8 protein-coding genes are annotated in these 14,040 nt (G+C 71.8%); 3 read left to right on the top strand and 5 right to left on the bottom strand.

Going from position 1 to position 14,040, the window contains the following annotated elements; translation table 11 throughout:
• Positions 1–149: 149 nt before the first annotated feature.
• From wecB to BFF76_RS24715, 3 genes are all read left to right on the top strand, one after another.
• A complete protein-coding gene (gene wecB, locus BFF76_RS24705) occupies positions 150–1,253 on the top strand; it encodes a non-hydrolyzing UDP-N-acetylglucosamine 2-epimerase (protein WP_031091920.1) in 1,104 nt (367 codons plus the stop codon).
• A 111-nt stretch (positions 1,254–1,364) separates the two neighbouring features.
• The gene (locus tag BFF76_RS24710) at positions 1,365–2,741 is read left to right on the top strand and encodes a glycosyltransferase (protein ID WP_053928585.1); all 1,377 of its coding nucleotides are present in this window, start codon (positions 1,365–1,367) and stop codon (positions 2,739–2,741) included.
• Positions 2,738–4,867, top strand: coding sequence for a glycosyltransferase family protein (locus tag BFF76_RS24715; RefSeq protein ID WP_065849089.1), 2,130 nt, complete (start codon positions 2,738–2,740; stop codon positions 4,865–4,867). The genes BFF76_RS24710 and BFF76_RS24715 overlap by 4 nt, the downstream gene beginning before the upstream one ends.
• A gap of 18 nt (positions 4,868–4,885) precedes the next feature.
• Here BFF76_RS24715 and BFF76_RS24720 read toward each other — a convergent pair whose 3' ends face one another.
• From BFF76_RS24720 to BFF76_RS24740, 5 genes are all read right to left on the bottom strand, one after another.
• Positions 4,886–6,169 carry a nucleotide sugar dehydrogenase gene (locus BFF76_RS24720; protein WP_065849090.1) on the bottom strand — a complete coding sequence of 428 codons (1,284 nt, stop codon included), beginning with the start codon at positions 6,167–6,169 and terminating at the stop codon, positions 4,886–4,888.
• Entirely contained in the window at positions 6,166–7,794 is a 1,629-nt protein-coding gene (locus BFF76_RS24725; protein WP_065849091.1) for a glycosyltransferase family 2 protein, read from the bottom strand. The genes BFF76_RS24720 and BFF76_RS24725 overlap by 4 nt, the downstream gene beginning before the upstream one ends.
• Positions 7,791–8,816 (bottom strand): Gfo/Idh/MocA family protein, encoded by a 1,026-nt coding sequence (locus tag BFF76_RS24730; RefSeq protein WP_031091929.1) that lies wholly within the window; start codon positions 8,814–8,816, stop codon positions 7,791–7,793. The genes BFF76_RS24725 and BFF76_RS24730 overlap by 4 nt, the downstream gene beginning before the upstream one ends.
• The gene (locus tag BFF76_RS24735) at positions 8,813–9,931 is read right to left on the bottom strand and encodes a DegT/DnrJ/EryC1/StrS family aminotransferase (protein ID WP_053928589.1); all 1,119 of its coding nucleotides are present in this window, start codon (positions 9,929–9,931) and stop codon (positions 8,813–8,815) included. Before BFF76_RS24735 ends, BFF76_RS24730 begins: the two co-directional genes overlap by 4 nt.
• 337 nt (positions 9,932–10,268) lie before the next feature.
• The gene (locus BFF76_RS24740; RefSeq protein ID WP_478077880.1) at positions 10,269–14,015 is read right to left on the bottom strand and encodes an Rne/Rng family ribonuclease; all 3,747 of its coding nucleotides are present in this window, start codon (positions 14,013–14,015) and stop codon (positions 10,269–10,271) included.
• Positions 14,016–14,040: the final 25 nt, after the last annotated feature.

The raw sequence follows: 14,040 nt of genomic DNA on the forward strand, positions 1-14,040 counted from the left end.
TATCCGGAATCACGGACACCGCCCCCGATGCGGGTGGCGGCTCCATGACGCGACGCCGACACCACCGAGCAAATCCCGCCTATTCTTGGACAATTGCCTACGATCTGCCCGACGTCACACCTTGATCCGACCTGGCAGAAGGGTGCTCAGTGAAAGTCATCAGCATCGTCGGCGCCCGCCCGCAATTGGTGAAGCTGGCACCCGTCTCGGCCGCTTTCGCCGGCACGGAACACGAACACGTCATCGTGCACACGGGACAGCACTACGACGCGGACCTGTCGGACGTGTTCTTCGACGGGCTCGGCATCCCCGACCCTGACGTCCACCTGGGCGTCGGCTCCGGAAGTCACGGAGCGCAGACCGGATCCGTGCTCTCCGCGCTGGACCCGGTCCTCGAGCGGGAGAAACCGGACTGGGTCCTGGTATACGGAGACACCAACTCCACCATCGCCGGCGCGCTGTCCGCGGTGAAGATGCACCTCCCGGTCGCCCATCTGGAAGCGGGGCTGCGCTCCTTCAACCGGCGCATGCCGGAGGAGCACAACCGGGTGCTGACGGACCACTGCGCCGACCTCCTCCTCGCGCCGACCGAAGAGGCGATGCGCCACCTCGCGGCGGAAGGGCTCTCCGACCGCTCCGAGCTGGCCGGTGACGTCATGGTCGACATCTGCCTGCGGATCCGCGACGCGGTGCTGGCCGGCGAGCACCCCGAGCCCGCACTGCCCGAGGGCATCGACCCCGCCCGGCCGTTCCTGCTCGCCACGCTGCACCGTCCGGACAACACCGACGACCCCGCCCGCCTGTCGGCGGTCCTGGAGTCCCTGGCCGGCCTGCCCGCTCCGGTCGCACTGCTGGCCCACCCACGCCTGGTCTCCCGCGCCGAGGAGCACGGCATCAAGCTGGACCAGGGTTCCGTCCACGTCGGCCGTCCGCTCCCGTACGCGGGCCTCGTCGCTGCCGTGCTGGCCTCCTCCGGCGTCGTCACCGACTCCGGCGGCCTCCAGAAAGAGGCGTTCCTCCTCAAGAGGATCGCCACGACCGTCCGCCCCGAAACGGAGTGGGTGGAGACGGTGGACACCGGCTGGAACGTCCTGGTGCCCGATCCGCACGCGATGGACGCGGATGCCTGGGCCGACACGGTGACCCGGGCCGCGCCGACGGCCGACCCCGGCACGCCCTACGGCGACGGCCACGCGGCACAGAACGTCGTCCGCATCATGGAGGGTTGGGACGCGGGTAGCCGGCGCGCGTGACGCATGGAGCGCCACGAACAGCACAAATAGGCATATGTCACCATGCTAGCGTCATCTGTTATGTCAGCGTCCTCCAGGTCCGGGCCGCCCGCGAAAGGCGCACGGCCACACGTGATCTACCTCGCCATCGGTTTCCCGCCAGCTGCGAAGAGCTGCGCCTACCGCATGCGTGAGACCGCGAACCAGTTCGTCAACGCAGGCTGGGACGTCACCGTCGTCACGATCGCCCGCGAATCCTGGGAACGGGACTCCGGCGTCGACCTGACCCTCCTGGACCAGGTCGACCCGCTCGTGCGCGTCGTCGAACTCCCCTTGGCACGTGAGGATCTGGAGACAGACATCCGTCTCTACGACGAGGAACGCGCGCTCAGGCCCAACGAATGGGTGGCCCGGCTCCGGGTCCGGCAGACCGGCACCTTCCCGGAGCCGAGCTTCGGCGAGTGGCGGGGCGCTCTCGAACAGGCCGTGCTGGACATCCACCGCAACCACCACGCGGACCTCCTCCTCGCCAGCTGCGTCCCCTACGTCAACCTCGCCGCGGCGTGGAGGTTGTGGGAGGACGCGCGGGTCCCCTACGCGGTCGACTTCCGCGACGGCTGGTCCATCGATGTGATCGAGGGCGAGGAAGCCTTCTCCCGCGACTCCGAGCCCGGGCGCTGGGAGCAGAAGATCCTGGACCACGCGGTCTCCCTCTGGGTGGTCAACGACCCGATCGCCGCGCACTACCGCACGCGCTACCCGGATTTCGCCGACCGGGTACGGGTCGTACGCAACGGTTACGACGCGGACAGCTCACCCGGCCGCGCACACCGCCCCGACCCCGGATCCGGCCTCGTCTTCGGTTACCTGGGCACGGTCAACTTCACCGCCCAGCAGCTCGAAACGGTGCTCAGCGCCTGGCGTACGGCCCGCGAGCAGGAGCCCCTGCTGGCCAACGCGCGTTTCGAGGTACGCGGCCACATCGGCAACGGCGCCGGCCGCGAGGCCAACCGCCACGCCGAGATCCTGAAGCAGGCCGAGGCCGACGGTGTCCACTTCGGCGGTCCCGCCGCCAAGGCGGAGGTCGCCTCGGTCTACGCCGGCTGGGACGCCATGGTCCTCATCCTCATCGGCGGCCGCTACGTCACCTCGGGCAAGGTGTACGAGTACATGGCGACGGGGCTGCCGATCGTTTCCGCGCACCTCGTCGAACACGACGCGTCGAACGTCCTGCGCGGTCACCCGCTGTGGACCGGCGCCGCCGGTCTGGACGAGGAGGCCCTGGCCCGCTCGTTCGTCCGCGCGGCGCACATGGCCGTCGGAACCGGCGACACCGTCCACGCGGAGGCGATGGCCCACGCGAACCGGTTCACACGGGAGTCGCTGATGACCGCCGCCGTCAGGGACCTGATCGCTCAGCTCGCCTCGGACCGCGCATCGGGTACGAACCCCGTGGGCGCGACGGTGCCCGCCGAGAAGCCCATCGTCACAGGAGGGACCGCATCGTGACGGAGGTTCTGTTCGTCGCCACCAAGCGGCCTGAGCCCGGCATCCTCGCGGACTCGGTGGACAAGTTCCGTGACCGCGGCGCAGCGGTCCACCTGGCCGGCACCTTCCATGTGGCGCGGGTCGCGGAGGAACTGTCCCTCATCGCGCTGGACGGGGTGCATCAGCTGCCCCGGGGGCTCTCCCGCAGGAGCGGTTCGGTGCGGCGCAGAGCCGAGGCGTCACCCCTCGGCATGCGGGTGTGGCTGCAGTCGCAGCGGGACCGGCCCTTCCGGCGGCGAGCCCGGAAGGCTCAGGTCATCGTGGCCCTGGACCCGGGGGCCGTCTACACCGTGTGGCGGCTCGCGCAGTACAACCCGACGGCGGAGGCCCACTTCGGCATCCTGGCCGCGCTCACGGCGCTCGACAGACGCAGACAGCGGGGGACGGCCGTCCGCCGGGCCGCGCTTCCGGCTCCGGGGGTCGTGAAGGACGTACGCCGCTCCATCGACGGGGTTCCGGCCGCCCTGATGCGTACGGCGACTGCGCGTCCGGTCATGCGCTCCGCCCTGGGGGCCCGGCTCTGGCGTTCGGCGCTGAGCGCTCCGGGTGTGCCGGTCTCGGCACGGGTGGCGGCCTCCCGCTACGTGGCGGAGGGCATGCGGTGGGCCGGACGTACCAGTGGGGCCGCCATGGCGCTCACGACGGCGGCCTCCAGGATCCCCGACCTCGCGCTCCGGGCGAAGCTGCTCGACGACGGCGTCATGACGGAGATCGCCGGGGGCATCATCCCCCGCGACCTGCACACGGCGGTCGGCGCACGGCTCGCACAGGCCGACCAGCAGTACGCCGAAGGCGACCACGAGGCCGCGTCCGAGGCTCTGGACCGGGCGCTGTTCCTCAGCTTCCACCGCATGCTGCACGTGGACGGACTGAGCTCGCCGCTCCTCGAGAACGCGCAGGACCACACCGAGCGCCTCCATGCCTCGACCGCGTTCCAGGCGGTCGCCCGGCCCCGGGGCAGGAAGACCCCCGCAATAAGCCCTCCCGCCGGCCGTCCGCTGCGCCTGCTCGTCACCACGAGCGCCAACGCCAATTTCCTCCAGCACGTCCTGTCCCGGTACGAGGACCATCCACGGGTCGAGCTCCGCTACCTGGACCTCGCCGCCCGGAAGCAGCTCAAGCGCGTCTCGTGGGCCGCGCGGCTCATGCTCGAGGACCGGCTGGCCGTCGGCGCGACCGGTTACCGGGCGGATGTCGAGCGGCTGATGCGTCCCTACCTGGACTGGGCGGACACGGTGTTCCTCGACTGGTCCGTCGGCCCGGCCTCGATGCTCACCACCATCGACCCGGGCGACACCCGCATCGTGGTGCGCCTGCACAGCTACGAGGCGTTCACCCGCTGGCCCCACATGACGGACTTCTCCCGCGTCGACGACCTCGTCTTCGTCGCCCCCCATGTGAAGGACCTGGTCACGTCGCTGGTACCGCGGCTGCGCGGCGCCGGAGCACCGCGGACGCACCTGCTCGACAACGCGATGGAGCTCTCCGGGTTCGTCCGGCCCAAGCCGGCCGAAGCCCGGTTCAACCTCGGTCTGATCGGCGTCAGCCAGGTCGCCAAGGATCCGCTGTGGGCGGTGGACGTGCTCAAGCGCGTGCGTGAGCACGACGAGCGCTACCGGCTGCTTCTGGTGGGCGGTGACATGAACCCCAGGACCAGCGTGGCCACCGCTGACTACCGGAAGCGTTTCGAGCGGGCGCTGAAGCCTCTCGTGGCATCCGGCGCGGTGGTACGGCTGGGCCCGACCGATGACGTGCCCGGTGTGCTGAGCGACATCGGCGTGATCCTCAGTTCGTCCGTGCGCGAAGGATGCCATGTGGGGCTGATGGAGGGCGCCGCGAGCGCCGCCGTGCCGGTCGTCCGCGACTGGCCCTTCTACGCCGGGCGGGCGAACAGCGCGCGGACCCTGTACCCGGAGGGCTGGGTCGTCGGCTCTCCCGAGGAGGCCGCCCGCCGCGTCCTGGACACCACCTCGGCCGAGGAGTCCTGGCGGAAGGCGGGCGGGCGTGCTTCGGAACACGCCCTCTCGGCCTGGGACTGGAGCGTCGTCCGGGAGCGGTTCGACCGGCTCCTCCTCGACGGGGGCTGACCGGCCGGGCCCGTGGGGTCAGCCCCCGATGACGACGCGACGGACGCCCGGCCAGTTGACCGGGTCCGTCGTGCGGCGGCCGTCGACGAGGACGCGGACGTCCGGCAGGTCGGCGGCGGCCAGCTCCCTGTACTCGGCGTGGTCGGCCTGGAGGATCGCGGCGGTGACGGTCTGGCCCGCGTGCGGCACGAGACCGTGCGCGGTCAGTTCGTCGGCCGTGTACATCGGGTCGGAGACGAACGGCACCGCGCCACGGGCCTTCAGCGCGTCGACGACCCCGAAGACGCCGGAGAAGGCGGTCTCCTTGACTCCCCCGCGGTAGGCGGCGCCCAGCACCAGGACCCCGGCACCGTCCAGGTCGCCGTAGGCGGCGGCCAGCAGGTCGACGGCGTACCCGGGCATCGCGGCGTTGGCCTCACGCGCCGAGCGCACGACGGTGGCCTCCGGGTCGTTCCACAGGTACATCCGCGGGTAGACCGGAATGCAGTGGCCGCCCACGGCGATGCCGGGCTGGTGGATGTGGCTGTAGGGCTGGCTGTTGCAGGCCTCGATGACCTTCGTGACGTCGATGCCGTTCTTGTCGGCGAACCGGGCGAACTGGTTGGCCAGACCGATGTTGACGTCGCGGTAGGTGGTCTCGGCGAGCTTGGCCAGCTCGGAGGCCTCCGCCGTCCCGAGGTCCCAGACGCCGTTCGCGCGCGGCAGGTCCTCGCGGTCGTCGAAGTCGAGCACGGCCTCGTAGAACTCCGCCCCGCGCCGGGCTGACGCCTCGTCGATGCCGCCGATGAGCTTCGGGTAACGGCGCAGGTCGGCGAAGACACGGCCGGTCAGCACCCGTTCCGGGGAGAAGACCAGGTGGAAGTCGACACCCGGGGTCAGACCGGAGCCCTCGGCGAGCATGGGCGCCCAGCGCGTGCGCGTCGTGCCCACCGGCAGGGTGGTCTCGTAGCTGACGAGGGTTCCCGGCCTCAGGCCCGCGGCGATCGCCTTCGTCGCCGAGTCCATCCAGCCGAAGTCCGGGGCGCCCTGGGCGTCCACGAACAGCGGGACGACGACCACGACGGCGTCGGACGCGGCGACCGCGGCCGCGGTGTCCGTCGTCGCGGAGAGCAGGCCCGCGCCGACGGTCTCCTTGAGCCTGACGTCCAGATCGTGCTCGCCGGGGAAGGGTGCGGTGGCCGCGTTGACGAGTTCGACGACCTTCGCGTCGACGTCCGCGCCGACGACCGTGTGGCCCTTGACCGCGAACTGCACGGCGAGCGGGAGACCGATCTTGCCGAGCGCGACTACACAGATGTTCATCGGGTCACTTTCCTCTTCAGCCTGGACAGCATGTGGCGCAGCCGCTTGCCCGCGCCCGGGTCCGCCTCCCACAGGGGCGCCGTCGTGATCACGAGCCGGCCCTTGGGGTTCCGGTTCGCCGCGACCCGGTACGGGACGTCCTGCCGCCAGCGGCGGGCCAGGGGCAACGGCATCCCGCCGGTCCTCACCGGGATCTCGTACGCCGAACCCGCCACGTCCACGTACACCCGGACGCCGAGCTTCGCCTTGACGGCGTGGACCGGGATCCGGGCGTGTACGGCCGTCGCCCGGCCGTCGCCGGTCGTCATGCGGTCGGACTCCCCGACAGGGGCGGGAAGGGCGTGGCCGGCCGGCAGACGGCGCGCACCGGGCTTGTCGGCGCTCTTCGGCATGGCGCCCTGGGCCAGACGCACGGTCAGGGAGCCGGTGTCGCCCAGGACACCGACCCTGACCGTGAGCAGGAGACCCATGTCGTCGCCGGCCTGGTCCCATTCGGCGGCGACGAGCTCCGTGGCCTGCGCCAGCCGCCCGGGCACGGCCTCGCCGAGCAGTTCGTAGACCCGGTCGGGGAGGCCGAGTTCCTCGTCGCGGAAGCCGGGGTACAGCGCGAAGGCCCGGCCGTCCTCCAGCAGGAAGGGCGGGGCACCCCGCTCCGTCTCGTCCGTGACGGCACGGATCAGCTCGTCCACGGCACCCGCCCGCGCGAGGCAGATCCGCACCCGGCGCTTGACGTCGAGGGAGTCCCTGAGCCCGTCGGTGAGGTACTCGTCCGCGAGGGCGGCGATCCCCGCGCACACCTCTCGGCGGACCCCGGCGTCCAGTGCCGGGAAGTCGCTCTGCACGAGCTTGGAGAGCTCCCAGGTGAAGTGCCGCCGGAGCAGCGCGTCACGGTCGGGGCCGGCCTCGACGAGTGCGGCGGCGTGCTTCATGATCGCGGCCGTGCAGTGCAGCCGGGACAGGTGGTCGGCCCGATAGGTGATGTTGCCGGCGTCGCCGCGCTTCACCGCGTAGTAGAAGTCGTAGTCCGCGAGAACCGAGATCCTGCGGGCCCGGACGCACGCCTCGACGGTGAACGGCTGGTCGCTGCCCACCGGCAGGTCCTCGGGAAAGCGCAGCCCGTGCTTCTCCACCAGCTCCCGGCGGAAGAGCTTGGTGTTCGCCAGGGTGAAAGGCAGCTCCGAGCGGAAGAGGTCGATGTCGGGATCGTTCCGCTTGTAGAGCTTCTGGTGCACATACCGGCCGTTGGTTCCGACCATCTTGCCGATGACCACGTCGGAGTCGTACTCGTCCGCACACGCCACCATGCGCGCCAGGGCTTCCTCGCCCAGGTGGTCGTCGGCACCGATGAAGTAGACGTACCGCCCGGTGGCCACGTCCAGGGCACGGTTGCTCGGTGCCGCCGGACCTCCGGAGTTCTCCTGGTGGATGACCTTGACGGTGCCCGGGTACTCGGCCGCGAAGCGGTCCAGTTCGGCACCGCTCCCGTCGGTGGACCCGTCGTCCACGGCGACGACCTCGAGCCGGCCGGCACCGATGCTCTGCCCCACCAGTGAGTTCAGGCAGTCGGTGAGATACGGCATCGTGTTGTAGACGGCCACGACCACGGACACATCGGGCCGGGTCAACCGGCCACGCCCTCGGGCGGCATGGTTCTCTCGTCCAGCCGCACGGCGAGTCCGGTCGCCGCGGATTCCAGCAGCCCCTCGGCCACCTCGACGGTCAGCAGGCCCTGACGCAGGGTGCAGATGTCGGCCGGCTGACCCAGTACGGCGTCCCGGAAGAGCTCGTGCTCCACCAGCAGCGGCTCACGCTTCGGGATCGCGTAGCGGATCATGTCGCCCTCGGAGACACCGCGGAACGCGCGCAGGGCCTCCCACTCGGTGGCCACCGACGCGTTCGAGTGGAACGTGAGGTCGGCGGTGAGAGTGTCCGCGATGAAGCAGCCTCGCTCACCGGTGACCGAGGTGAAGCGTTCCTTGAGCGGGCTCAGCCAGTTGACCAGGTGGTTGACCATGGTGCCTTCGGAGAGCTTGCCCACGGCGGAGATTATGTCCTCGTGCGGGCGGCCGGACTTGGAGACGGTGTGGGCCGCGATCGAGGCGTACGTCTGGCCCGTGACCCAGCCCGTCAGGTCGATGTCGTGCGTGGCGAGGTCCTTGACCACGCCGACGTCCGCGATGCGGTGCGGGAAGGGGCCCTGGCGGCGGGTGACGACCTGGAAGACGTCACCGAGCTCCCCGGCCTCCAGGCGGCTGCGCAGTGAACGCAGGGCCGGGTTGCAGCGCTCGATGTGGCCGACACCGGCCACCAGGTTCCGCGACGCGAAGGCGTCGAGCAGGCGGCGGGCGCCTTCGGCGGTGTCGGCCAGGGGCTTCTCGATCAGGGCGCTGACACCGGCGTGGGCGAGCTGGAGCCCGATGTCTCCGTGCAGGGCGGTCGGGCAGGCCACTACCGCGTAGTCGATGCCGAGCGTGATGAGGTCCTCGACGGTCGGCAGGACGGGGGCGCCCTGCGCCCAGCCGTTCTTGTCGCCCAGGGGGTCGACGACTCCCGCCAGGGTCACGCCTTCGAGTCCCGCGAGGACACGGGCGTGGTTGCGGCCCATGGAGCCGAGACCGACCAGGCCGGCCCTCAGTACGGTGGTCACAGCTTCTCCCCCAGTGCGTTCACGGCGTCGGCGATACGGGCCGGATCCCCCTCGCCCAGCGAGGGGTGGACGGGGAGGGAGACGACCTCGGCGGCGGCCCGCTCGGTCTCGGGCAGGTCCCAGTTCCGGCCGGCCTTCTGGTCCGGCTCCCAGTACGGCTTGAGCCGGTGGATCGGGGTCGGGTAGTAGACCGCGTTGCCGATGCCGGCCTCGGTGAGCCCGGCCATGAAGGCCTCGCGGTCACCCCGCACCCGGATCGTGTACTGGTGGTAGACGTGCCGGGCACCCCGGGCGACCGGTGGCGTCATGACGTTCGGGGCGGTGATGTGCGCGTCGAGGTACGCGGCATTGGCGCGGCGCCGCTCGGTCCACCCGGCGACCTTGCCCAGTTGTACGCGGCCGACGGCGGCGGCCACGTCCGTCATGCGCATGTTGGCACCGACGATCTCGTTGGCGTACCGCTGCTCCATTCCCTGGTTGCGCAGGAGGCGCACCGTGTGGGCGAGTTCGGCGTCGGCGGTGGTGACCATGCCGCCCTCGAGGGCGTGCATGTTCTTGGTCGGGTAGAAGCTGAACGTTCCGCCCTCACCGAACGCGCCGACAGGGGTGCCGTCCAGGGCCGCCGCGTGCGCCTGGCACGCGTCCTCGACGACGGCGAGTCCGTGTTTCCGCGCGAGGGGCCCGAGCCTGTCCATCGCCGCCGGGTGACCGTAGAGGTGCACCGGCATGACTGCGGCCGTGCGAGGCGTGACGGCCGCCTCGACGGCGGCCGGGTCCAGGCCGTAGCTGCCGGGCTCGATGTCGGCGAACACCACGTCGGCGCCGGCCAGCCGGACGGCGTTCGCGGAGGCCGCGAAGGAGAAGGAGGGGACGATCACCTCGTCGCCCGGGCCGATGCCGAGGGCGAGCAGAAGAAGGTACAGCGCGGAGGTACCGGAGTTGACGGCGACGCAGTGCCGGCCGTCGACCAGCTCGGAGAAACCCTCCTCGAAGGCCGCGACCTCGGGGCCCTGCACGACGCGCCCGCTGCGCAGCACGCGTACCGCGGCCTCGATCTCCTCTTCACCGATGACCGGGCGGGCAGCGGGGATCGGCTGCTCGTCGATGGTCGTCATGGACGTCCTCCTTGAACACCGCAGGAGCTCTCCACAGGCGGAGCTCCGGGGTGCGGGAGGCCTCACGGGACCGCGCGCAACCCCACCGGCACAAGGCCGGGCGCCCCACCGGGGAAAGAGGACCCGGCCGGCAACGAACCGGGTCGGCCATCGACCGTGGTCCCTCGATATCTCGCAGGAAGTCCACGGACAGCGACCGCCGTCACATTATGAGGCATTTCTCCTGTCATTTCAGACCATCTGACCGGCAGACGCACCGGGTCCGGACCAAAAAACGTGTCCCGCCCCGAAGACTTCGGGGCGGGACACGTCTCGGTCGTGACCGGTCGCGGACTGCTCAGCCGGCGATCGGGCCCGAATCGGCGGACACGGTCGAAGCCGTCACGGAAGGCGACGACTGCTCGGCTGCCACGGTCTTCTTCGCCGTTGCCTTCTTCGTCGTCGTCTTCTTCGCGGCGGTCTTCTTCGCGACCGTCTTGGCGGCGGTCTTCTTGGTGGCCGTCTTCTTCGCCGTGGCCTTCTTCGCGGTCTTCCGCGCCGCGGTCTTCTTGGCCGGAGCTTCCGATTCCGCCGCCTCGGTGCCAGAGGCATCGGGCGTGTCGGAGTCGGCGTCCGTGACCACGACGGCCGCTGCCTCCTCGGTGCCTGCGGGCGATCCCGCCGGAGCGGTGACCTTGCGGGTCACCCGGCGACGGGCGCGCGGCGGGGCAGCCGGAGCCGGCTCCTCGTCAGCCGCCGGTGCCTCGGGCTCCGTCGCCTTCTCCGCCTTCACGGGCTGAGCGGGCGCCGGGGCCTCCACGACCGGGTCCTCGGCCGCGACGGGCTCCGCCGCGGGCTCGGCCGGCTGCACCGGAGGTGTCACATCGGCCTGCTTGGGCGAACCCGCCGGGGCGGTCGCCTTCCGGGTGGCCCTGCGACGCGTACGGGCCGGGGGCGCGGCCTCCGCCTCCGGCGCGGCCTCCGCCTCGGGCGCGGCCTCCGCCTCCGGGGCGGCCGGAGCCTCCACCGGGGCCTCGGCGGCCGGCTCGGGCTGCGGCTTCACCTCGACCGCCGGAACCGCCGGGGCGGTCTCGGCGACAGGGGCGGGTGCGCCGGCCGGAGCAGTGGCCTTGCGGGTCGCGCGCCGGCGGCCACGGCCGCGTGACGCCGCCGCCTCGGCCTCGGCCGCGCTGCTGTACAGCTCCTCGTCGGCCACGAACTCCGGCTCGGGCAGCGCCACCGGGGCGGCGACCTCGGCGGCCACCTCGGCCTCGGTCTCCACCTCGGCCTGCTGATCGGCCTGCTCGTGGTCATGGCCGTGCTCGTGCTCGGCTGCGCCGCGGCCGCGCTTCTTGGACCGCTTGCCGCCACCGCCGCCCCCGGCAGCCGTGGGCTGCTCCATGTGGACGATCACGCCGCGCCCGTTGCAGTGGACACAGGTCTCGGAGAAGGACTCCAGGAGACCCTGGCCCACCCGCTTACGGGTCATCTGGACCAGGCCCAGCGACGTGACCTCGGCGACCTGGTGCTTCGTACGGTCGCGGCCCAGGCACTCCAGCAGCCGTCGCAGCACCAGATCCCGGTTGGACTCCAGCACCATGTCGATGAAGTCGACGACGACGATGCCGCCGAGGTCGCGCAGCCGCAGCTGGCGCACGATCTCCTCGGCCGCCTCCAGGTTGTTCTTGGTGACGGTCTCCTCGAGGTTTCCGCCCTGGCCGGTGAACTTGCCGGTGTTGACGTCGACGACGACCATCGCCTCGGTCTTGTCGATCACCAGCGAGCCGCCGCTCGGCAGGTAGACCTTGCGGTCCAGCGCCTTCATCAGCTGCTCGTCGATGCGGTACGTCGCGAAGACATCGACCTCGGAGGTCCAGCGCGACAGCCGGTCGGTCAGATCCGGCGCCACGTGCGACACATAGCCGTGGATGGTCTCCCAGGCGTCGTCACCGCTGACGATCACCTTCGAGAAGTCCTCGTTGAAGATGTCCCGGACGACCCGGACGGTCATGTCCGGCTCGCCGTAGAGCAGCGTCGGCGCGTTGGAACTGCTGGTGTTCCTGGACTTCTTCTGGATCTCTTCCCACTGCTGCTGCAGCCGCTCGACGTCACGGCGCAGCTCGTCCTCGCTCGCACCCTCGGCGGCGGTGCGCACGATGACGCCCGCGTCCTCGGGGACGATCTTCTTGAGGATGGTCTTCAGCCGGGCGCGCTCGGTGTCGGGCAGCTTGCGGCTGATGCCGGTCATGGAGCCCTCGGGCACGTAGACCAGGTAGCGGCCGGGCAGCGAGACCTGGCTGGTCAGGCGGGCGCCCTTGTGGCCGATCGGGTCCTTCGTCACCTGGACGAGGACGGACTGGCCGGACTTCAGCGCGGTCTCGATGCGGCGCGGCCCGTGGGCCATGCCGAGCGCCTCGAAGTTGACCTCGCCCGCGTACAGGACGGCGTTGCGGCCCTTGCCGATGTCGACGAACGCGGCCTCCATGGACGGCAGTACGTTCTGCACCTTGCCCAGGTAGACGTTGCCGACGTAGCTGGTGGCCTGCTCCTTGTTGACGTAGTGCTCGACGAGCACGTTGTCCTCGAGGACGCCGATCTGGGTGCGTTCGCCGCTCTGGCGGACGACCATGACGCGCTCGACGGCCTCGCGGCGGGCCAGGAACTCGGCCTCGGTGATGATCGGGACGCGACGGCGGCCCTGCTCACGGCCCTCGCGACGGCGCTGCTTCTTGGCCTCCATCCGGGTCGAGCCCTTGATGGACTGGACCTCGTCGAAGCCGGTGCCGGGCTCGCGCTCGGCTTCCTTGCGGCGCGGCTCGCGGACCTTGACGACCGTACGCTCCGGGTCGTCCGTGCCCGTGCCCGTCTCCTCACCGGAGGCGTCCCCGCTGCGGCGGCGACGACGGCGACGGCGACGGCTGCTGCTGGACCCGGAGGAGGACTCGTGCTCGTCGTCCTCCTCGTCGTCGTGCGCCTGCTGCTCGTCCTCGGAGCGGTCCGCGGCGGCGTCCTCCTGCTGCTCGGCGTCGTCCGCGTCGTTGGCCTCACCGCGACGGCGGCGGCGGCCGCCACGACGGCGACGGCGCGAGGGCCGGTCCCCGTACTCATCCGACTCGTCGCCCTCGTGCTCGGCGTCCGTCTCGGGCTCGGCCTCGTCCTCGACGGCGGCGGGGGCCGGCTGCTCGGCCGGGAGGGTGACCGGAGTCGCGGCCGGCTCGGTCTCGACGGCCTCGCCACGACGGCGGCGGCGACGGCGCGAACCGCCCTGCGGCGCGGACTCGGCCTCGGCGGGCTCGGCGGGGGCTGCGGCCTCGGCGGTCTGCCTGGCCTCGGCCTTGCGCGGCGCGCGCTCCTGGGGCTTCTGCTCCTCGGCCTCCTCGCTCGCTCCGTACGCCGGGGTGCCGGCGGCGGCCGCCGCCGCGGCGGTCTCCGGGGTCTGGAACATCGGCTCGGAGAAGACCGGGGCCTGGAACACGGCCACGGCGGGGCGCGTCGCGCGACGTCCCTTGCGGGCCGGCTCCTCGACCTTGCCCGTGAACTCGGGACGGCCCGCGGCGGCGGTGGCACGGCGGCGCTGACGTCCTCGCGGAGCGGCTTCCTCGACCTGCTCGGTCTCGGCGGCCAGTTCCTCGGCTACGGCGGCGGGGAGACTCTCGGCCTTCTCGGCGGCCGCCTCGGCGACCTCCTCGACCGGCTGCGGCGAGCCTGCCGGAGAGCTCGCCTTGCGGGAGGCACGGCGGCGCGGGCGCGACGGGGGCGCAGCCTCGCCGGCGGGCTCCGCGGCGGCCTCTTCGGCACGGGCGGTCTCCGCGGCGGCCTCGGCGACCGGCTCGGCGACGGTCGCGGGCTCGGCGTCCGGGGCGCCCTGCGGCGCACCGGCGGGGGCCGACGCACGGCGGCGGGCACGGCCTCGCGGCGCGGCGGCGGGCTCGGCAGGCTCCACGGGCTCGGCGGTTTCGGCGACGGGCTCGGGAGCCTTCACCGGCTCGGCCACGACGGTGTCCTGCGCGACGGTCCCGGCCGGCTGAGGGGCACCTGCCGGAGCGCCACCCGTAAGGCGACCGCTCCGGCAGGTGCCCCTCAGCCGGCCGGGACCGTCGCGCAGGACACCGTCGTGGCCGAGCCGGTGA

The organism is Streptomyces mutomycini, assembly GCF_001700505.1.
GTDB classification, from domain to species: Bacteria; Actinomycetota; Actinomycetes; order Streptomycetales; family Streptomycetaceae; genus Streptomyces; species Streptomyces mutomycini.